Annotated in this window: 16 protein-coding genes; 2 read left to right on the top strand and 14 right to left on the bottom strand. The window is 39.2% G+C overall.

Annotated features, from left to right (window positions below; all coding sequences use genetic code 11):
- Positions 1-12: 12 nt before the first annotated feature.
- The gene (locus EUBHAL_RS03790; protein ID WP_005345051.1) at positions 13-1,203 is read right to left on the bottom strand and encodes a cysteine desulfurase family protein; all 1,191 of its coding nucleotides are present in this window, start codon (positions 1,201-1,203) and stop codon (positions 13-15) included.
- 111 nt (positions 1,204-1,314) lie between these two features.
- On the opposite strand from EUBHAL_RS03790, the gene EUBHAL_RS03785 reads away from it, so the two are divergent.
- Entirely contained in the window at positions 1,315-2,985 is a 1,671-nt protein-coding gene (locus EUBHAL_RS03785; protein ID WP_005345049.1) for a putative polysaccharide biosynthesis protein, read from the top strand.
- 45 nt (positions 2,986-3,030) lie between these two features.
- On the opposite strand, the gene rlmH is transcribed toward EUBHAL_RS03785, so the two are convergent.
- The 4 genes from rlmH to EUBHAL_RS03765 all read right to left on the bottom strand — a co-directional run bounded on the left by rlmH (position 3,031) and on the right by EUBHAL_RS03765 (position 5,922).
- Positions 3,031-3,483, bottom strand: coding sequence for a 23S rRNA (pseudouridine(1915)-N(3))-methyltransferase RlmH (rlmH, locus tag EUBHAL_RS03780; RefSeq protein ID WP_005345043.1), 453 nt, complete (start codon positions 3,481-3,483; stop codon positions 3,031-3,033).
- A gap of 5 nt (positions 3,484-3,488) precedes the next feature.
- Positions 3,489-4,199, bottom strand: coding sequence for a zinc metallopeptidase (locus EUBHAL_RS03775; protein ID WP_005345042.1), 711 nt, complete (start codon positions 4,197-4,199; stop codon positions 3,489-3,491).
- A 20-nt stretch (positions 4,200-4,219) separates the two neighbouring features.
- Entirely contained in the window at positions 4,220-4,732 is a 513-nt protein-coding gene (locus EUBHAL_RS03770; RefSeq protein ID WP_005345041.1) for a flavin reductase family protein, read from the bottom strand.
- A 113-nt stretch (positions 4,733-4,845) separates the two neighbouring features.
- Positions 4,846-5,922 (bottom strand): iron-containing alcohol dehydrogenase family protein, encoded by a 1,077-nt coding sequence (locus EUBHAL_RS03765; RefSeq protein ID WP_005345040.1) that lies wholly within the window; start codon positions 5,920-5,922, stop codon positions 4,846-4,848.
- Between the two features lie 237 nt (positions 5,923-6,159).
- Between EUBHAL_RS03765 and EUBHAL_RS03760 the strand changes: the two genes are divergently transcribed.
- The gene (locus EUBHAL_RS03760; RefSeq protein WP_005345039.1) at positions 6,160-7,344 is read left to right on the top strand and encodes a pyridoxal phosphate-dependent aminotransferase; all 1,185 of its coding nucleotides are present in this window, start codon (positions 6,160-6,162) and stop codon (positions 7,342-7,344) included.
- A gap of 250 nt (positions 7,345-7,594) precedes the next feature.
- Here EUBHAL_RS03760 and EUBHAL_RS16125 read toward each other — a convergent pair whose 3' ends face one another.
- The 9 genes from EUBHAL_RS16125 to EUBHAL_RS03720 all read right to left on the bottom strand — a co-directional run bounded on the left by EUBHAL_RS16125 (position 7,595) and on the right by EUBHAL_RS03720 (position 20,696).
- Positions 7,595-10,348 carry a two-component system response regulator gene (locus EUBHAL_RS16125; RefSeq protein ID WP_005345029.1) on the bottom strand — a complete coding sequence of 918 codons (2,754 nt, stop codon included), beginning with the start codon at positions 10,346-10,348 and terminating at the stop codon, positions 7,595-7,597.
- Positions 10,341-10,502, bottom strand: coding sequence for a hybrid sensor histidine kinase/response regulator (locus EUBHAL_RS17170; RefSeq protein ID WP_005345027.1), 162 nt, complete (start codon positions 10,500-10,502; stop codon positions 10,341-10,343). The genes EUBHAL_RS16125 and EUBHAL_RS17170 overlap by 8 nt, the downstream gene beginning before the upstream one ends.
- A 272-nt stretch (positions 10,503-10,774) precedes the next feature.
- Positions 10,775-11,560: an amino acid ABC transporter ATP-binding protein gene (locus tag EUBHAL_RS03750; RefSeq protein ID WP_005345025.1), complete on the bottom strand. Its 786-nt coding sequence runs from the start codon at positions 11,558-11,560 to the stop codon at positions 10,775-10,777.
- Between the two features lie 12 nt (positions 11,561-11,572).
- On the bottom strand, positions 11,573-12,214 hold the full coding sequence (locus EUBHAL_RS03745) for an amino acid ABC transporter permease (protein ID WP_081452254.1): 642 nt from the start codon (positions 12,212-12,214) through the stop codon (positions 11,573-11,575).
- Between the two features lie 176 nt (positions 12,215-12,390).
- Positions 12,391-13,251 (bottom strand): transporter substrate-binding domain-containing protein, encoded by an 861-nt coding sequence (locus tag EUBHAL_RS03740; protein WP_022170102.1) that lies wholly within the window; start codon positions 13,249-13,251, stop codon positions 12,391-12,393.
- Between the two features lie 372 nt (positions 13,252-13,623).
- Positions 13,624-15,750: a glycogen synthase gene (locus tag EUBHAL_RS03735; protein WP_135960889.1), complete on the bottom strand. Its 2,127-nt coding sequence runs from the start codon at positions 15,748-15,750 to the stop codon at positions 13,624-13,626.
- Positions 15,751-16,532: 782 nt separating this feature from the next.
- Positions 16,533-18,233 (bottom strand): [FeFe] hydrogenase, group A, encoded by a 1,701-nt coding sequence (locus EUBHAL_RS03730; protein ID WP_005345015.1) that lies wholly within the window; start codon positions 18,231-18,233, stop codon positions 16,533-16,535.
- Between the two features lie 12 nt (positions 18,234-18,245).
- Positions 18,246-20,216 (bottom strand): NADH-quinone oxidoreductase subunit NuoF, encoded by a 1,971-nt coding sequence (gene nuoF, locus EUBHAL_RS03725; protein WP_005345012.1) that lies wholly within the window; start codon positions 20,214-20,216, stop codon positions 18,246-18,248.
- Positions 20,217-20,219: 3 nt separating this feature from the next.
- The gene (locus EUBHAL_RS03720) at positions 20,220-20,696 is read right to left on the bottom strand and encodes a complex I 24 kDa subunit family protein (RefSeq protein ID WP_005345010.1); all 477 of its coding nucleotides are present in this window, start codon (positions 20,694-20,696) and stop codon (positions 20,220-20,222) included.
- Between the last annotated feature and the right edge of the window lie 320 nt (positions 20,697-21,016).

Genomic DNA, 21,016 nt, shown 5'->3' with positions numbered 1-21,016 from the left:
TAATACTATATTTTACATTATATTGCAAGGGAAAGTTTCTTTGTATCTTCGATAATCTTCGGCATTTTCCCGCAGTTTTTCTACTGCTTCTTTGATGCATTGTACGGTGTAATCTATTTCTTCCTGCGTGTTTTGATAACCGATTGTAAGGCGCAAAGTGCCGCGTGCGAGCTTCTCAGGAATTCCCATTGCAGTGAGAACGTGAGATGGAGAAGTGTCTCCTGTACTACAGGCAGATGCGGCGGAGGCGCAGATATTTTTTTCGTCTAATAAAAGTAATAGTTCGTTGCCTTCGATGAATTGGAAACTGATGTTACAGTTACCTGGCAGTCTGTTTGTAAGACTTCCATTTAAGCGGCAGTATGGTATCCCTCTCTGTAATCTCCGTATTAAATAATCTCTTAATTGCTGTATTTCTTTCTCCCGGTACTCCCTTGTGGTAAATGCAATTTCTGCTGCTTTTCCCATTCCAGCGATTCCCGGAACATTTTCTGTGCCTGCCCGATGATTTCTTTCTTGTTTGCCACCGTGGATGTATTCAGGAAGAGGGATTTTTTTACGGATATAAAGGAATCCCACACCTTTAGGGCCATTAAATTTATGAGCACTGGCACTTAACAGGTCGATATTTTCTTTTTTTACATCTATCAGAAGCTGTCCATATGCCTGTACGGCATCTGTATGAAATAAAATATCGTTCTTTTCGGCGATTTTTCCAATTTGTGCAATCTTTTGTATCGTTCCCACTTCATTATTAGCGTACATAACCGAAATAAGTATGGTGTCCTTTCGTATTGCTTTTTCAAGAACATCGAGTCGGATACTTCCCCATTCGTCTACATCAAGATAAGTCACTTCAAATCCCTGTTTTTCCAGATAGGCACAGCTATTTAGTATGGCATGATGCTCGATTTTACTTGTGATGATATGCCGTCCTTTTTCTTTTAACATTTGTGCTGCTGCTTTTATCGCCCAGTTGTCAGACTCTGTTCCGCCTGATGTAAAATAAATTTCTTCTGCTGACGCATTCAAAGTTTTGGCAATCTGTTCACGGACATTTTCTATCATGCCGCGATTCTCTGAGGACATTTGATAGACTCCAGAAGGATTCCCATATTTTTCACAAAAATATGGTCGCATTGCCACTTCTACTTCCAGGCGTACCGGTGTCGTAGCTGCATTGTCGAGATAAACCTGCTTCATAGACTTTCCTCTTTTCCATGATTTATTGATAGCTATTTTTTATGAGCAACTTCTGAATAGTTGCCTTCATTTTCGCATACAATCAAATAACCCTTTGCCTGCGGTGTCACTATGTCATACAAAAAAATGATTTTTACTGGAACATTAATCTTAACTCTCTCTGGTTTTCTGGCAAGAATACTCGGATTCTATAACAGAATATTCCTCTCGAACTTAATTGGTGCAAAAGAATTAGGAATTTATCAGCTTATTTTTCCAATCTACATGCTCTGCTTTTCTTTGTGCTGCCATGGATTTGAGACTGGCATTTCTAATCTCACCTCGCGTTTTTTTGCAAAGGGACAAAAAAAGAACGCACACCATCTCGTCCGACTTGGCTGCCTTCTTTCTTTTTGCCTCTCTATTCTACTGATGTTTGCCCTTTTTGAAGGTGCTGATTATTTAAGCACATTCATTTTAAAAGAAGCCTCCGCCGCTCCTTCCCTGAAAATTGCAGCTCTTTCTCTGCCTTTTGTTTCCATAAAAGCCTGTCTTCATGGTTACTATATTGGCTTAAATCATTCCAGTGTTCCAGCAGTCAGCCAGATTGTAGAACAAATTACCCGTGTGGGTGGGATTTATCTTCTGTCAATCTCTGTTTTTATTATGGGCGCTGATGCAAGAATTGCTGCCTGGGGAATGGTTCTTGGTGAAGCAGTTTCCACGATATACACTATCCTTGCCTACTTTCGTAGACTGTTTTTCGAAAATAGTATCTTTTTCCAAAAAAATTTGCAGAAAAACAATTCAAATAAAAATAAGCAAAACAAGAAAATTTCAAATAAAAAAAATCAAAATAAAAGGATTTTAAATAAAAATAATTCTGATAAAATTTCAAAAAATTATAACAAAAAATATGCTGATAAAAGAACATTCTCCCGGCAGGCAGATTCTTTCACCCTTTCCACAAGGGAACTTTTAGAGCACTTTTTTTCTTTTAGTATTCCTATTTCCGTGAATCATTTCTGCCTCACGATTATCAGTAGTTTAGAAACCATGCTCATTCCTTTTATGCTTGAAATATTTTTTCACAGTCACTCGCAGGCGTTAGAAACCTATGGCACGTTAACCGGTATGGCATTGCCATTTCTTTTCTTTCCTGCTACCATTGTAAATTCCCTCTCTGTGATGCTCATGCCTGCAATTTCTTCGGCCTACGACCAAAAACAACACCGGCAGATGGAAAACACAATCTCTGCCAGCCTTCATTTTTGCCTTCTTATCGGCATTTTCAGCACCTTTGCCTTTCTTATTTACGGAACGGTACTTGGGGAGACTATTTTCCACAGTAAAGAAGCTGGACAGTATGTCTATTTATTTTCCGTTCTATGTCCATTTATGTATGCCGCACAGACAACTTCGAGTATTTTAAATGGATTTGGAAAGACGAAGCAGACTCTTTACCATAACCTTTTAGGGGTAGGCATCCGAATTTTCTTTATCCTGCTTCTTATTCCATCTAAAGGAATCCCCGGTTATCTCATCGGACTTCTTGCAGGCTATAGTCTTCAGCTTCTTTTGAACTTATTCTGCATTTATCAGATTGTACCTTTTTATTTTTCTGCAGAAAAGACTTTGCTTTTCCCCGTTCTAACAGCAATCGGCGGAGGCATTCTCTCCAAAAAATTCTGGGGAATTGCCTCCGCCGCACTGCCACTTTCTTCTTTTTATATTTTAGTAATAAGTGGCTTTCTTTATTTTCTTTTTTTTACTTTGTGTCAGATTTTTCGAGAAAGTGTTTAAAAAATACTTTCTGCAAGATGTTTGCTGCAATTTGTGGGAACGTGTTTACACAATTCGGGCAATCTGCTCGCATAAAATAAGACGCATCATCTGATGAGGAAAGGTCAATGCTGAAAAACTCAGCTTTTCATTTGCCCGTCGTACTACTTTATCTGCAAGGCCTAATGAACCGCCAATTACAAAAACAACATCTGAAGATACAGTAGAAAATACTCTCTCCATCCGTTTTTTCCACGCTGACGTACTGTAGTGCTTTCCGTCAATACAAAGTGCAATAACGTAATCATCGTCTTTTATCTTGCTTAAAATACGCTCGCCTTCCATCTCCCGAATCTGCCTTTCCACAGAAGCAGGACACTGATCAGGCGTCGGTTCATCGGGACACTCCATGATATCCATCGAATATTTTTTTCGGATTTCTTTTACATAAGCAGCAATACCATCTCTAAAGAAATCTTCTTTTACTCTGCCGACACAGACTATTTTAATTCCTGTCATACCTCTTAATCATCCCTGCGGTCGCCAAACAATAAAAGGAGACGCAGAAGCTGTAAAATAGAAGAAGCCGCTGCTGCAACATAAGTAAGTGCCGCTGCCGTAAGAACCTTTCTTGCTCCGGAAATCTCATCATCATAAAGAATATGCGAATTACCAAGAATCTTTAATGCTCTTGAAGAAGCATTAAACTCTACTGGTAATGTGACAAGCTGGAATATTACTGTAAGAGAAAATAACAGCACACCAAGCATAATCAATGTACGGCTTCCTCCAAGCACGATTCCGATTAAAATAAGCGGCCAGGAGATTGTCGCACCAAAGTTTACAACTGGCACAATCGCACCACGGATTTTAAGTGGTGCATAACTTTCTGCATCCTGAATCGCATGTCCGCATTCATGTGCCGCTACACCAATTGCGGCTACAGAACTGGAACGAAATGTTGCATCAGATAAATTCAGCACCCTGTTTGACGGGTCATAATTATCCGTTAAATCACCGGAAATATGTCGAATCTCCACATCATAAATTCCTGCTCCATGAAGGATTTTCTCTGCCGCTTCTGCCGCAGTAATTCCCGAATGACTCCTCACTCTGTTAAACTTTGCATAAGTGGACTTTACTCTTGCTGACGCAAGCAGGCAAATCACCATACCGATTATAACTAAAATATATGTCGGGTCCCAGTACATCCCGTAATATCCGCCATAATACATAGACTACACCTCCAATTTACTTATTTCTCAATACGGTATGCAGCAACCACTTCTGCTGTATACATATGATGATAATCCTTTTCCGGATACCATCTTCCATCTACTTCTGGATCAATGAATTCTTCTGGATTTAACTGTGTTTCCATAAGCTTCTTGCAGACAAATACCATGGTTCCTTCCTCAAAAGTAGGCTCTCCCTCTTCTGTCTCTACTACATGAAAATTTACCTTGCTGATCTTATCTTCATCTCTTCCAGATACCTTTCCAAGATAACCCATCTCCTGTTTGCGCTCACCATCAAAAAATGTCAGTGTAAAGGTATCTCCTGCATCCACAAATTCCTTTGTAAAACGCTGTGGACGAATACCAACTGTCACTACATTTTTTCCCCAGAAAACGCCCATCATTCCCCAGGAAGCTGTCATTGTATTTACTTTGCCTTCTTTCTTTGCAGAAATGAGCATCCAGTCCTGACCAATTCTCTGAAAAGGATTTACATTTGCTTTTGTTACATCAATTTTTTCGAACTTCATTATAATATCCTCCTAAAAATACATTCCAGTATAATATAGCATCTTTTTAACAAAAATAATAAAATATGCTTCTTTTCATTATCCTCTTAAGATTACCGTTCCACTAACTTATTTTAGTAATCCAGTTTCTTTGCTGCTTCTACAATCATTTCTTCTGTTACAACATATGGATAATGCTCTAAATCTTCATCTTTCACCATAAATGGCGCACATTTTGCTACTTCTTCTACTGTCACACCCACTTCAGAAAGCTTTGCTGGAAGGCCCACTGTCTTATTAAATGCGATAAGCTTCTGGCATTCTTCCTCTTTTCCATCAATCGTAAGTAATAGCAATACACCAAAACCGACAACAACGCCATGCAAATGGTCTTCATCGAATCCTGGCAAATTACAAAGGCCGTAGAAGAAAGCGTGTGCAACTCCACCGTTATAATCCATCGTATGTTCTCTTGCCACAAGCAAGGAAACCCAGCCTGCAGTAATGATAATATCAAGAGCAACCTGCTCTAACGCATAAGATGCCACTCCCTGTTCATTATCTTTTAACGCCTGTGCCCCATGCTCAACCATCGCTTCCATACACATACGGCTAAGCTGGACACCCATCGCTTTAAAATGTTCTAACTTCTCGCCTCTTGCAGAAATACTGACTTCATAATACTTGGCATAAGTATCTCCAATTCCTGCCCAAAGATACTCTTTTGGTGCATTGGCAATAATTTCTGTATTGATAAATACATGCTTTGCCGGCTCTAAGAAATGCACAAACTTGCAAAATGTCCCGTCTTCATTATATACAATAGAAACAGCGGAAGTCGGTGCACAGTTCGATGCTATCGTAGGAAATGAAAAATATGGCTTTTCAAAATCAATACTTACAAGCTTACAAGTATCAATTGCCTTTCCTCCACCAACAGCAAATATCATATCTGCCTGCCGTACTGCCTCTAACTGTTCTAACTTTTTCGCATTGTTAAAGGTACATTCGCCTCCGAACCATACAAAATCAAGAATCTCTATCCCTGTATCTTTCACCGCGGCAAGCAGTTTATCCTTTGCGGCTGCCATCGCTTTTTTACCGCCAACAACAACTGCCTTTTTCCCATAAATATGGCACTGTTTTTCAATCTGTCTATATGCTTCCGGTCCTACCGTATACGGTGGAACCTGCACTGAATAATTCTCCATAACGTGCTCCTTTCTGTCCGTTTTATTATAGTAAAGTAATACTTAGCCGTCAATATGCGATTGGCATTCTTGTTCTTTCTCACCTTGTATGATACACTCATAGAGACTATTAATCTATTCATACACAGTTATGTACATCTAAAAACTTTTATACCTGATTTTGTGTGATAAATTGCCACCAAGTCAGATAGATAGGGATTTTAAGAATACATAAAATAAAAAGGAGTGTTTCTACCTATGCTAAACAAACAATATACATCCATGTTACAGGAAAAAGACGTTATTTTTGAAATATTCCAATATGCCACCGAACGAGCAAAAGTTGTCGGAGCAGAGAACATTTATGATTTCAGTCTTGGAAACCCTTCCGTACCTGCACCTTCTATTGTAAATGAAACTATTGTCCAAAAAGTGAACACCTTAGACCCTTTAGCACTTCACGGATACAGCCCTAGCTTTGGAATCATGGAAACCCGCGAGAAAATCGCCGTTTTCTTAAATAAAAAATACGGTTCTTCTTACAAAGCTTCTAATATTTTTATGGCAATCGGTGCTGCCGGAGCGTTAGCTCATGCTTTTCGTGCAGTAACAAACCCTGGAGATGAAATCATCACATTTGCTCCTTGTTTTTCTGAATATAAACCATATACTGCTGGAGCAGGCTTAAAACTCACCATTATCCCGGCGGATATCGACACCTTCCAGATTAACTTCGCAGCATTTGAAGCACAATTAAATGAAAATACTACTGCTGTCTTAATCAATTCCCCAAACAACCCATCAGGAATTGTTTATTCCACAGAAACCATCAAAAAATTAGCAGACATTTTAACAGAAAAATCAAAAGAATTTGGTCATCCAATCTATCTTATCTCCGATGAGCCATACCGAGACATTATTTTTGAGGGAGTGGATGCCCCTTATGTGGCAAACTACTACAAAAATACCCTCACCTGCTATTCCTTTAGTAAATCTATCTCCCTTCCGGGGGAACGTATCGGCTATCTCGCCGTGCATCCAGATTGCATAGAAGCTAACAAGATCATCGAAATCTGTCCACAGATTTCCCGTACCATCGGACAAAACGGTGCCGCTTCCCTCATGCAGAGAACCGTAGCGGATGTCTGCAATTATACTTCGGATTTAAGCGTTTATGAAACAAATAAAAAAATACTCTTTGAAGCGCTCAAAGAGTATGGCTATCATTGTGTAGAGCCAGGCGGAACTTTCTATATGTTCCCACGTTCTTTAGAACCGGATTCACAGGCATTTTGTAAGAAAGCAATGGAAAAAGATTTAATGCTCGTTCCGGGGGACATTTTCGGCTGCCCGGGACACTTCCGTATCGCGTACTGTGTACCAACGGAGAGGGTGGAGAAGGCACTTCCGATATTTCAGGAACTAGCGGAGGAATATTTATAATCTACTATAAAACAGACGACCCCATTGCTGAAAAGTCCCCAGTCTCAGCCAATAACCAAAGTCAGATCAAAACCACAATAGCCAAAGACAGCCCTCTTTTGATAAATAAAGCATATTTGTGGCCTCGGAGCAAAGGTTGGATGCGAGCGCTGTAAGCGAGCATTCAACCTGCCGCGACTAAAGTCACAAATATGCTTTATTTATCAAAAGAGGGCGTCTCCTTCGCCTACTGTACACTTTTTCAGACCTGCTATTCTGCATCTGCTTTTTCCAGAAACTCCACAAACTCTTCTTCTGGTAATGGTTTGGAATAGTAATATCCCTGAATGTAATCACAGCCGCTCTGTCTTAAGAAGCTTACCTGTTCTTCCGTTTCTACTCCTTCTGCAACTGTCTTTATACCTATCTCATGTGCCATTCCGATAATACTATGGACGATACTTTTTGTCTTTGGATTCTCGCCAATTTTACGGATAAAGCTCATATCAATCTTTAAGATATCAAAGTCATAGTCCTGCAGCATTCCAAAGGATGAAAAGCCACTTCCAAAGTCATCTAGGAGAATCTTTGCATTCTTAATTCTAAGGCTTTCAAGAATACCGCTTCTATTTTCTCTGATAGCAGCGTAGGATGTTTCCGTAATTTCAAAACGTGCCATATGTTCTCTGCCATTTTCCCTGAAGCGATCCATTTCTTTTAGAATCTTTTCCATCATAATTTCATCGTAGAAATCCATCCAGGATAAGTTTACGGAGATTGGAACAACAAATTTATTATTCTCACATCGATCATTGATAAACTGCCATACCTTTTTAAGAACATAGAAATCAAGTTCTGAAATATGGCCATTCTCCTCTAATGCAGGTATAAACAAAGCTGGAGAAATAAATCCTTTATCCGGATGAATCCAACGGATTAATGCTTCTGCCGATGCAATCTTTCCTGTCTTTGTATCAATTACCGGCTGGTAATATACTTTAAACTGTTCCTTCGCAATGCCTTCCTGTAATTCTCCGGCGAGCTTAGCCTTATCTATATATGCAACCTGCATGGAATGATCATATACCATGTATGGCTGCACATACTCATCGGTAATATAGCGCTTCGCAAGTTTTGCTCTGTCAATCATTCCCGAAATCTTCATCGGCTTCTCTTCCACATAAAAAATACCACAGCGAATAATCAAATTCATACACTTGCCGTCTTTTACGAACTTATTATCACAAACTGAGGTAAGTTCTTCAAAATCAAGATTCTTATTCTCTACCAGACATACAAAATGATCTGACTCTACTCTTGCAGTAATAACTGGCGATAACTTTGAATGTGTCAGCGTTCTAAATATATTCTGAAGAACCACATCGCCACTCTCCACGCCAAACAATTCATTTACCGCCTTAAAATTCTTCACATTAAAAAATAGAACGGCATATTTAGTTCTATCTGGAACCTCATTCAAAAGACGTTCTGTAATTCGAATAAATCCCCGACGATTATATCCGCCTGTCAGAACGTCTTTTTCTGAAAATTCTGTAATATCTTCTCTCGCTCCAACAATTATATCAACTCTCTCATCAATATAAATATAAGAGTATCTTTTTAATCTTACTTCCCCTGTTTTATCTGTTTCATGAATTGTAAAAAAATATTGCTTGTCTTTACGAAGCCCCTCTTTTATTGTGGAAAGTTCCACACATTTTTTAAACCTCTCACGTTCACTTTCTACAACGGCTCTGTGTGAACTATAAGAACGGTAGCCTTCATATGCCTCTTCTTTCTTCAGATAATCAGATATAACAGAAGACAAGACATCTGTCTTTATCATCTTCTCTCTCTTCGCATCAATAATTATAATATTCTCATAATCCTTCTGATAAATCTTCTGCGGCACATTCTCAATAAGATACGCTACTGTAACATCTGTAAAATGTAACACGCCTTCAATCTCTCTTGAAAAAGAATTGCATGCCATATCTACATTAATACGAAGAACACATGGCTGTTGTTCTTCCGAATAAAAAAATGCTGCTTCCATAGATAAAGCCGCCGTACCCTCTGTAAACCGCTTCAACATATTTTGCTGAGAGAACACCTGGCAAAAATGTTCCCTTGATTCAGGCATTGGAATCATTTCACTGACTCTTTGTATATATGTATCGATACTTTCCTCACTCTGACATTCTAATTCATCTCTCCTGCCAGCAAAGGAAAGACAAATACCCTGAGAAATATTAGCTGACACAATTCCCACAGAATCCAATGTGTGACACATTGCTATCTGTAAAAGTTTCAAGTAGTCATCATTAATATCACGAATATACATTACAACCTGCTGATTATCTTCTCGATATTCGGTGCTTCGCACAATTTCCATGGAAACCCATCGATACTGCCCCTCAAGAACTCTCCGATACTGCAGGCTGGCATATTGACTTCCATCTAAAAAGATTTTTTTCAAATGTTCTAATGAACAAAACTCTGTATATTCTTTGTAGTCTTCTTCATGAATATACCCCTTTTCTGCAACATCTTTCAGACATGCGGATATACTTTCCTTTTGATACAGTTCTCTTAAAGGATCACTATTCCCCTGCTCTATAATCTCATAAGAATCTGCCTCTAAATCAATCTTTAATATACGATAGAAAATCGTAGACAGCATAGTAACTGCATCTTTTAAATTACTTGAAATATTATCATAAAGAGTAATCATATTTCTAACTCTTCTAAGTACGATAGCTACATTAAACGGACGTACAAAATAATCACTCGCTCCAAGCTCGTATGCTTTCTTTACACTTTCCCCGCTGATTTCTGCTGAAATAACAATTACTGGAAGTTTATCAAGCCACTTTCTTCGCTTCATAATGGAAAGTACTTCATAGCCATCCATAACCGGCATATTTATGTCGAGTAAAACAAGTTTAAACTGTTCTCTGTTCTCCTCTAAAATATCTATTGCTTTCTTACCATTTTCAACTTGATAAATCTCATATTCATCCAAAAATTTGAGTACCGTTAACCTTGATATCGTTCTTTTCAACTTGATAAATCTCATATTCATCCCCCAGCATACCTGCGAGAAGTTCACGGTTCAGCTCAGAATCATCTACAATCAATATTTTCAGTTTATCTGTGCTCTCTCTGACATCTATCATTTTCTCTCACCCCGCTTCTCACGCCATGCTATAACTGGACATAGCAACACACGTTAAGTATATCATTAATATGACAAAAAGCAACGAAATTTATAAAAAAGAGGGGAGAACTTCTATTTTTACCCCCCCCTTAAAAAATTACATTTTTCAGTGTTCTTTCTTATATTTTAACTATTTATCAATTATTACTGTATCATTTTATAATTCAAGAACTATCCTTATTTTCTTTTGATACATATTACACAACTTTACCATCTGTGAGCAATTACAAATTAATCCTCAAAATATCTTTCTAAGAACTGTCTTGTTCTTTCTTCCTTCGGATGTTCAAATACCTGCTCTGGAGTACCGTACTCTGCAATCGTACCCTGATCTAAGAAAAGAACTTTATCAGATACATCACGGGCAAACTTCATCTCGTGCGTAACGATAACCATTGTTGTATGGCGATCGGCAAGTCCGCGGATAACTTTTAATACCTCTCCGGTAAGTTCCGGGTCAAGTGCAGAAGTTGGCTCATCAAAACATAAAATGTCAGGCTGAAGCATTAATGCTCTTGCAATTGCAACTCTCTGCTGCTGCCCGCCAGAAAGCTGATGTGGATAGTAATTCATTTTTTCTTTTAAGCCAACACTCTCAAGGAGTGCTTCTCCCTCTGCTGTGATTTCATCCATGATTTTCTTCTTATTCTCTTTAAAATCCGGGCGTTCCTTTGCCATTAATTCTCTGGCTAATGTACAGTTGCGTAACGCTGTATATTGTGGGAAAAGATTAAAGGACTGAAATACCATTCCAAAATGTAAACGGTTCTTTCTTATCTGTGCATCTCCCAGAGATTTGTTATCATCGGCATCAAAAATCACTTTATTATTTACAATAATCTGTCCATGTGTGGGGCGCTCTAAAAAGTTCAGGCAGCGCAAAAGTGTCGTCTTTCCACTTCCTGATGCTCCGATCATTGCGAGGGCTTCTCCCTTTTCCAGAGAAAAATCAATGCCCTTTAACACTTCAAGACTTCCAAAATTCTTTTTTAAATTCTTTACTTCAAGAATAGACATCAAAACTCCTCCTTATACTCTAAAGTAATCCATTTTCTTTTCGATCCATCCAAATAAAATTGTAAGGATACCATTGAAAACAAGGAAAAATACTGCGGTAGAAAACAGTGGCCAGATAAGCCCCTGCTTTGTAAAACGCTCCGCACACATAATAATCTCTGCAAGACCAATGATTCGTGCAAGTGAAGTATCCTTTGTAAGAGTAATAACCTCGTTACTCAGCGGTGGAATAATTCTTTTAATAACCTGTAACAGAATAATCTTAAAGAAAATCTGTGTCTTTGTCATACCAAGAACCTGACCTGCCTCGTACTGTCCTTTAGACACACTCTCAATTCCTCCACGATAAATCTCTGAAAAATATGCTGCATAGTTAATAACAAATGCAATAACTGCTGCTGTAAAACGAGAATTCATCGGCATGGAAAATAAAAGTCCTGGTGCATACAACACAACAAAAAGCTGGAGCATCAGTGGTGTTCCTCTGATAATCCAGACGAAAGTTCTGCTCAGCCATTTTAATGGCTTAAACTTTGACATAGAACAAAATGTTATCACTAATCCAAGCGGCAATGCCAGAAGTAATGTGATAAAAAACAGCTCGATGTTAATAATGAATCCTGAACTTAAGGATTCCATTGGGCTGGTAGCCATCATAATTTTTTCCTTCTTTCTTTATAAAAATATTTGATATATCTTCGCCCGAAACCACAACAAGAATCCGGTCTTTCCGTCTCTTTCTTTTTTATTAAAAGACACCGAAATCCCGGATTCCTTTCTATGTATTCTCACGAAGCCTATATAGTTTCTCTATCATACCATAGAAATAACTATTTAATCAACATCTCCTGTAAACCATATTTCTTTGCAATCGTATCTACTGTTCCATCTTCGTAAAGTTCTTTGATTGCTTCATTTACTTTTTCTGTTACATCGCTTCCCTTACGGAATGCAATACCATATTCCTGCTGACCAAAGTTGTTATCCATATTGATTACTAAATCAGAATAATCTGTTCCTTCACCAACCATTCCAAGTGCACAAACACTATCAACCAAAGCAACATCTGCTGTACCGGATTTTACTTCCATAAGAGCCTTTGCCATAGAATCAGAAGCAACATAGTTCGCATCTTTGAAATAATCCTGTGCAGAAACCTTTACAGTATCATCATCTGCGATAGAACCATCAATCTTTCCCTCACCTGTAGAACCCTGTTCTGCTGTAACAGTGAGACCTTTTACACTCTTCATGATTTCTTTTTCTCTGGATTTTTTCATTACCATAGCCTGTGTATTATAAAGATATGGGTCAGAAATACTCATATTCTGCTTTCTCTCTTCTGTGATACACATACCATTCCAGATACAGTCAATATTCTTAGAACTTAACTCTACTTCTTTAGAGTCCCAGTTAATCTCAGTAAACTCTACATCAATGCCAAGCTTCTTTGTAACTGCCTCGGCCATCTCTGTATCAAAACCAACAAGTTTGTTTTTCTCATTGTAATAGTTCATTGGTGCAAATAATGTGATACCAACAGTGAGTTTTCCCTTATCCTGAATGTAAGCCCAGTCAGAATCGGAACCTGCACTTGTTGAACCTGCTTCATTACCTTTTGATGAACCACAACCGACTAATCCTGTCACGCTCATTACAAGAACTAAGAGCATTGCAATTATCTTTTTCATAGTATTCTCCTTTTTCTTTCCCTTATAATCTCTGCATAGTTTTATCAATGCACTACACTAAAGTATTATAGCCAGAAATTTTTATTTTGTCAAGGGAAATTGACACGTCCAGAGAGAATCTATCCCATGAGCTTTCATCTCCCAGAACTTCTACATCTCCTGTCCTCTTTTCCAAATCTCTCCAGCTGATTTTCTAAACTGCAACTGCCAACGAGCAGAACTCAGGGAGATAAATAAAGCATATTCGTGGCCTCGGAGCGAGGTTTGGATGCAAGCGCGTAAAGCGAGCATTCAAACCGCCGCGGCTAAAGTCTCAAATATGCTTTATTTATCTCCCTGAGTTCGTCTCCCATGCCTGCAGCAAATCAGAGCTTAATATCTTGGTGTTAATTCTACATACATATCTTTATACTGTTTTGCACTCTGTTCCCAGGAAACGTCTTTGTTCATATCACGAACTACCATGTCATCCCAGTACACTCTGTTTTCAAAATAGAGTGTTTTTGCTCTATTGATTGCATCGTAAAGGAGTCCACTTTCATATCTGTCAAATGTAAAACCATTGCCTGTGTTTTCAAATGCATTATAAGGCTGAACAGTATCTTTCAAGCCTCCTGTTTCTCTGACAATTGGAACGGCACCGTATCTCATGGATATGAGCTGTGTAAGTCCGCATGGTTCAAATCTTGATGGAACTAAAAGCGCATCACACCCTGCATAAATATTATGAGCCACATTTTCATTGTAGGCAATATAGGCACAGAAGCTGCCTTTATATTTATCTTCATAATAACGGAAGGTGTCCTCATACTGGGCATCACCTGTACCAAGAACAACTACCTGCGTATTTCCATCCATGATACCTGGAATTACGTCATTTACAAGGTCAAGTCCTTTTTGATTTGTAAGACGGGAAATAAGACCAATTACCATTTTATTGTCGTCCACATCTAATCCTAAAGATTCCTGAAGAGCTTTTTTATTTGCCTTTTTATTCTTTATCGCTGATTCTGCATCATACTTAGAGGCTAACAGCTTATCTGTTGCCGGATTCCAGATATCTGTATCAATACCATTTACAATTCCTAAAACCTTATTATTGTGATATCTTAAATGTTCTTCAAGTCCCTCACCATATTCTTCTGTCTGAATCTCCCAGGCGTAAGTGTTACTTACCGTTGTCACTTTATTAGAATAAGTAATACCACCCTTTAGCATATTCGCATCCAGCCAGTTCTGAATCATACAGTCTTTATTAAATACATAATCAGGAAGCCCTGACCAATACTGAATCGTTTTTCTGTCATAAACACCCTGGAATCTTAAATTATGTATTGTGAGTACTGCAATTGCACGTCCCACATTTGTATCACTAAAACAGGTTCTTAAGTAAAGCGGCACTAACGCTGCCTGCCAGTCATGACAATGTACTATGTCTGGAGTCCAATCTAAATAATTAAGTGCAGCAAGAGCAGCCTTACCAAAATAACAGAACTTTGGAATATCATCTATAAGGTTCGTATATGGGTCTCCCCAGGAGAAAAACTCATCATTATCTATAAAATCATAGACAACACCATCTTCCTGATATTCCATAATTCCCACATAATACTGTTTTCCATCAGCACAAAGATCCATATAGAAAGAGCCCCTGTATTCCATCTTTTCCTGATACTTCTGAGGAATACATTTATATCTTGGCAAAATTACCTTAACATCCAGATTTAACTTTGCCAAAGCCTTAGGAAGAGCAGACATTACATCACCCAGTCCACCAGTCTTAACAAATGGATAACACTCTGAACCAATAAACGCAACACTTCTTCTCGGACCCAAATCTGGCTGCTCCATCGGGATATCCTGCTTAACAGTGGTCTGTGGTTCAGCTACTTCTTTCTTAGACGGAGCCTCTGCCTTAACTGCCACTTTTTTAGCTGGCACCTTTGTCTCGATTTCTACTTTCTTAACTGGCTCCTTTACTTCAACTTCTGCTTTCTTTGCTGCCGGCTTTGCCTTAACTGTCTTCTCCTTTACCTCAGTCTTCGGCTCTGCTGCTTCCTCTTTCTTAACCACAGGCTTTGCTTTAACTGCCGCTTTTTTCTCTGAAGTTTTTGCCTTAGCTGTCTTCTTCTTTGCTGCTGGCTTTGGCTTAACCGCTTCTTCCTTCTTTGCCTCAGGCTTTGCTTCAACCGTTTCTTTCTTCTCTGGAGTTTTTGCCTTAGCTGTCTTCTTTACCGCAGCCTTTGGCTTAACTGCTTCTTCCTTCTTTGCCTCAGGCTTTGCTTCAACCGTTTCTTTCTTCTCTGGAGTTTTTGCCTTAGCTGTCTTCTTTACCGCAGCCTTTGGCTTAACTGCTTCTTCCTTCGCTACAGTCTTCGGCTCAACTGTTGCCTCCTTAACTGAAGCCTTTACTTCAGCTTCTGCATTTTTAACAGAAGTCTTTTTTGCTGTTGAACTACTTTTAGCTGTTGTTTTCCTTGTACTGATTTTTTTAGCCATCTCTCTCTCTCCAATCCACAAAATAGTATTATATATTATAATTTTAACAAATAATACAACTACAGTCAATTGAGGAAATCCTGATTTGCCGCAGGCAAGAAGACGCCCCCAAAGAGAGACAATACCCTATATTGGTGACTTTAGTCGCTGCAGGTTGAATGTTCGCTTAACCGCTCGCATCCAACCTTTGCTCCGAGGCCACAAATATAGGGTATTGTCTCTCTTTGGGAGCTGTCTTTGGCTGCCTAAGCAAAATCCGAATTTATTTTGGAGGGATTTAGGGAAGAAGGCCAAAGACATAGAAATATCCAGAAAATTAAATTCTATAGGATTGACATATAAGCTATTGTCATAGTAGCACAATGATTTGTGGTTAGGTTATTACTTTTTTGTGAACTGGAAATTTGGACTGATTTATGGCTTTAGAGCGTATCTGAAAATAAAGTGTTTCCATTAAAAATGCGAACGAAAACTATATTACTCTATAAAAGAATAAATAAAATTCCAAATTCATTTTAAAAACATTTTTCACAAATGGTTCCAGTGTCAATCCTTCAGAATATCAACTCCCCATAAGATCACAACCGTCTGAAGCCTCCCTCAAATCTCTCCAACATTAAAATTCTGATTTTATTTTTCCAGCCAAAGTACAGCCCTCTGGAAATGAAATAATCCTTATTTGTGGCCTCGGAGCAAGGTTTGGATACGAGCGTGTGTAAGCGAGTATTCAAACCGCAGCGACTAAAGTCACAAATAAGGATTATTTCATTCCCTGAGGGCGTCTATTTTGCCTGCGGCAAATCAGAATTGTTATGAAGCAGCTTATGTTCTTTTCCCTTCAAAAGCCCTTCGTAAAGTTCCCCCACAATCGGATTATCATTCGAGCGTTTAATCTGTGAAGCATCATCAATTCGATAAAGCCCCTCATATCTGGCAGCTTTCGTCCTTGCACCAATTGGTACCGGCTGTCCGCCGCCTGCCATACATCCTCTGCGGCATGCCATGACTTCTACAAAATCATATTGTACCTCGCCGCTTTTTATTTTCTGAATCAGTTCATCAGCATTTTTCAGACCGCTGACTACGGCGATTTTAATCTGTCTGTCTCCATATGGAATAACCGCTTCTTTTATACCATCAGTTCCCCGGATTCCAGTAAATTTGATTTCGTTTAATGCTTCCATGCCACTGTCTTCCACAAGTCGGCGAAGGACGGCTTCTGTCACACCGCCAGATACGCCAAAGATAACTCCTGCACCGGAAGACAAGCCAAACGGCATATCCATTGCCTCCCACGGCATCTGTGCCAAGTCGATTCCCGCTTCTTTAATCATGCGGATAACTTCCGTTGTTGTCAGTACGAAATCCACATCCTGCTCGCCTTCTGTTTTGTGTTCCGGACGAAGAATTTCTGCCTTTTTGGCGGTACATGGCATGATAGATACCACAACGGTTTTCCTTGTGTCTTTTTTATTGTTTCGTGCTTCTTCTTTTAAGACTGCTCCAAACATTTGTTGCGGAGAACGGCAGGTTGAGATATTTGCACGAAGTTCCGGATATTTTTGTTCGCAGAATTTTACCCATGCTGGACAACAGGAAGTAAATAATGGAAGTTTTTCCCCAGATTCCACTCTCTCTAAAAATTCTTTGGATTCTTCCATAATAGTGAGGTCTGCTCCAAAATCAGTATCATAGATTTCATCAAATCCCATTCGTCGAAGAGCTGCTACCAGTTTTCCAAGAGAGTTTTCCCCTTTTGGAATACCAAATTTATCACCAACCGCCACTCGTACTGCCGGAGCAATCTGCACAATAACTCTTGTATTTTTATCAGCAAGTGCTTCCCAGACTGGATGAATGTTATGTTTGATAGTTATTGCACCTGTCGGGCATACGACACGGCATTGTCCACAGCCAACACAGGCAGTCTCGGCCATTTTCCTGTCAAAGGCCGGCATAACCTGCATTTTTGAACCACGATAAGCAAAGTCTAAAATACCAAGTCCCTGAATTTCTTCACAGGTTCTTACACAATCTCCGCAGAGAATACATTTATTTTTATCAATAACGATACAGTCAGAACTTTCATCAATCGGAATCTGCGGTTTATTATTTTCAAAGCGAATGTAGCTGACACCAAGCTGCTTGGCGAGATTCTGTAACGTGCAGTCTCCATTTTTTTTACACGTTGTACATTCCCTGCAATGAGCCGAAAGCATTAATTCTAAAATCATTTTCCGGTGATGCTGTAACTTTGGCGTATTGGTATAAATAACCATTCCGTCTCTTGGCACTTCAGAACAGGAGGCAAATATCTTTCCTCTGTCATCTTCTACTACACACATACGACAGGCTCCATAGGTGGAAAGTTCCGAATGATAACAGAATGTTGGCAGATTAATTCCCGCCTTTCTGATAACGGAAAGCACATTTTTTTCATCATCAAAGGCAACTTTTCGATTATTAATGGTCATATATTTCATCGCTTTCCCCTCCTATGCTTCTATATGAATAGCGTGGAATGCACAGGCACTCTCACAGGCTCCACATTTAATACAAATGCTGTCATCAATAACATATGGCTTCTTAATCTGTCCACTGATAGCACCAACTGGGCAGTTTCTCGCACATTTTGAACAGCCTTTACAGCGTTCTGGACTAATAACAAATCGACGCAGTGCCGTACAGTTCTTCGCTGCACACTTCTTATCTACAACATGTTCCTCATATTCTTTGCGGAACAGTCGGAGAGTACTCATAACCGGAAGTGCAGCACTCTTTCCAAGGCCACAAAGTGCGGTATCGGTAATTGTAGATGCCAGTTCATCAAGAAGGTCTAAATCCTCCCGAGTTCCCTTTCCTGCGACAATCCGCTCTAAAATCTCAAGCATACGTTTCGTTCCCTCACGACAAGGAACACACTTGCCACAACTTTCATTCTGGGTAAAGTTCATAAAGAAACGGGCAACTTCTACCATACAGGTCTTATCATCCATGACAACAAGACCGCCTGAGCCAATCATTGCTCCCATCTTCTTTAAAGAATCAAAATCAAGGCTGACATCCAAATGCGGTGTGATAAGACAGCCACCAGACGGTCCTCCAATCTGTACTGCCTTAAACTTCGCATCTCCTTTGATTCCGCCGCCAATATCATAAATAACTTCCCGCAAAGAAGTTCCCATCGGCACCTCGATAAGTCCTGTATTTTTCACACTTCCTGTAAGAGCAAACGCTTTCGTTCCCGGACTATTTTCCGGTCCGATACTCCGATACCATTTTGCTCCTTTTTCTATAATCATCGGAACATTAGCAAAAGTCTCTACGTTATTCAATACCGTTGGTTTTGCAAACAATCCCTGCTCTACTGTTCTTGGCGGTTTTACTCTCGGCATTCCTCGTTTTCCTTCAATAGATGCTGTAAGTGCACTTCCCTCACCACATACAAAGGCTCCCGCCCCCCTGTTAATATGTAAATGGAAAGAAAAATCTGTTCCGAGAATATGTTCTCCAAGAAGTCCTCTATCTTCTGCCTGAGAAATGGCAAGACGAAGACGGCTGATAGCTAACGGATATTCTGCACGAACATAAATATACCCTTCCTGTGCACCTACTGCATAAGCAGCAATAAGCATACCTTCTATCATCTTATGCGGGTCACCTTCCATGATACTTCTGTCCATAAATGCACCTGGGTCACCTTCATCACCATTACAAACAATATAACGAATTTTCTCTTGCTGCCTTGCTACCTGTTTCCATTTATAACCAGTCTGAAAACCTCCGCCACCACGTCCACGAAGATTTGACTCTAAAATAGTCTCAATCACATCATTTGGAGTCTGTTCAAACAAAACTTTTGCAAAGGATTGATAGCCTCCAACCGCAATATATTCTTCGATATGTTCTGCATCAATATGTCCACAGTTTTTAAGTACTAAACGAGTCTGTTTCTCATAAAATGGAATTTCTTCCTGCTTCGGATATTCAATACCATCCTGCTTATACAAAAGATGATGAATAATATTTCCATGCTTTATTGTTCTCTCAAAAATCTCTTCACAGTCTTCTGGCTTTACCTTTGTATAGAGAATTCCAAGCGGCTCAATTCTCATCAGCGGTCCCATCTCACAAAAGCCATGACAGCCACTGCGTTTTACAGCAACAGGAATTTCAATTCCAGATACAGATTCCCCCTTATCTACATCTGCATCTATATCTTTATTTATATCTACATTACTATTTTCCTTTGTATCTTTCTCACTGTGTGCAATCTCTGCTCCAAATTCTACATCAACATCTTTACAATCTTTCGTGAGTTCACACATTTTCTCATAAATTTCTCCAGAACCACCAGCAAGACATCCTGTTCCGGCACAGATTAAAATCCGGCACTTTGTAGAAGAAACTTTTGCAGCTGCCATATCCCGAATCTGATCTAACTCTTCTCTGTTCTGAATCCTCATCCCCTATTCCTCCTCTCGAAGTTTTTGAAGTAACTGTGCAGCGTCATCTGGTGTCATTGAAGGATATACCTTGTCATTCACTGTCAGTACTGGTGCAAGACCGCAGGCACCAAGACAAGATACCGTCTCCACTGTAAACAACATATCCTCTGTTGTTACCTTATCTTTTGAAAGACCCAGCTCACTATAAATTCGCTCCAAAATCGTTGTGGATTTACGAACATGACAGGCTGTTCCATCACAGACTTTAATTACATATTTGCCCTTTGGTTCAAAAGAAAAATTCTCATAAAATGTAGCTACACTAAACGCCTTTGCCTCTGTAATCCCTATCTGATCTGCAACATAAGATAACAGTTCTGGCGGCAAATAACGATATTCACTCTGAATATCCTGTATAATCGGAATTAGAGATGCCTCCATAGCCCCATGAGACTTGATAATCGTATCTGCTTTGTCATAGTAACCCTTCTCTAACATAAGCCTCCCCTTTCATAAAAAACTTCTTTCGTTTGTCATAGCCGAAACTTCACTACCTTTCGGTTATGGATAATTGAAGCAGCTCACATTTAGACATTGTGAACAATTTTTCAATCAAATCCCCTTTATTATCCTCTTTTTTGATAAATAAATTATCATTATATTCCTATTATATTAAAATTTTAGAAAATTTACAACATATTTTTGATATATTTTTAACATTTTTTAAGCAAAACTTTTATATTATCCAAAAAATTTAAATTCTGATTTGCCGCAGGCAAAGGAAACGCCCTCTGGAAATGAAATAATCCTTATTTGTG

The organism is Anaerobutyricum hallii DSM 3353 (genome assembly GCF_000173975.1).
Taxonomy (GTDB): Bacteria; Bacillota; Clostridia; order Lachnospirales; family Lachnospiraceae; genus Anaerobutyricum; species Anaerobutyricum hallii.
This window is presented reverse-complemented; position numbering and strand designations above follow the sequence as displayed.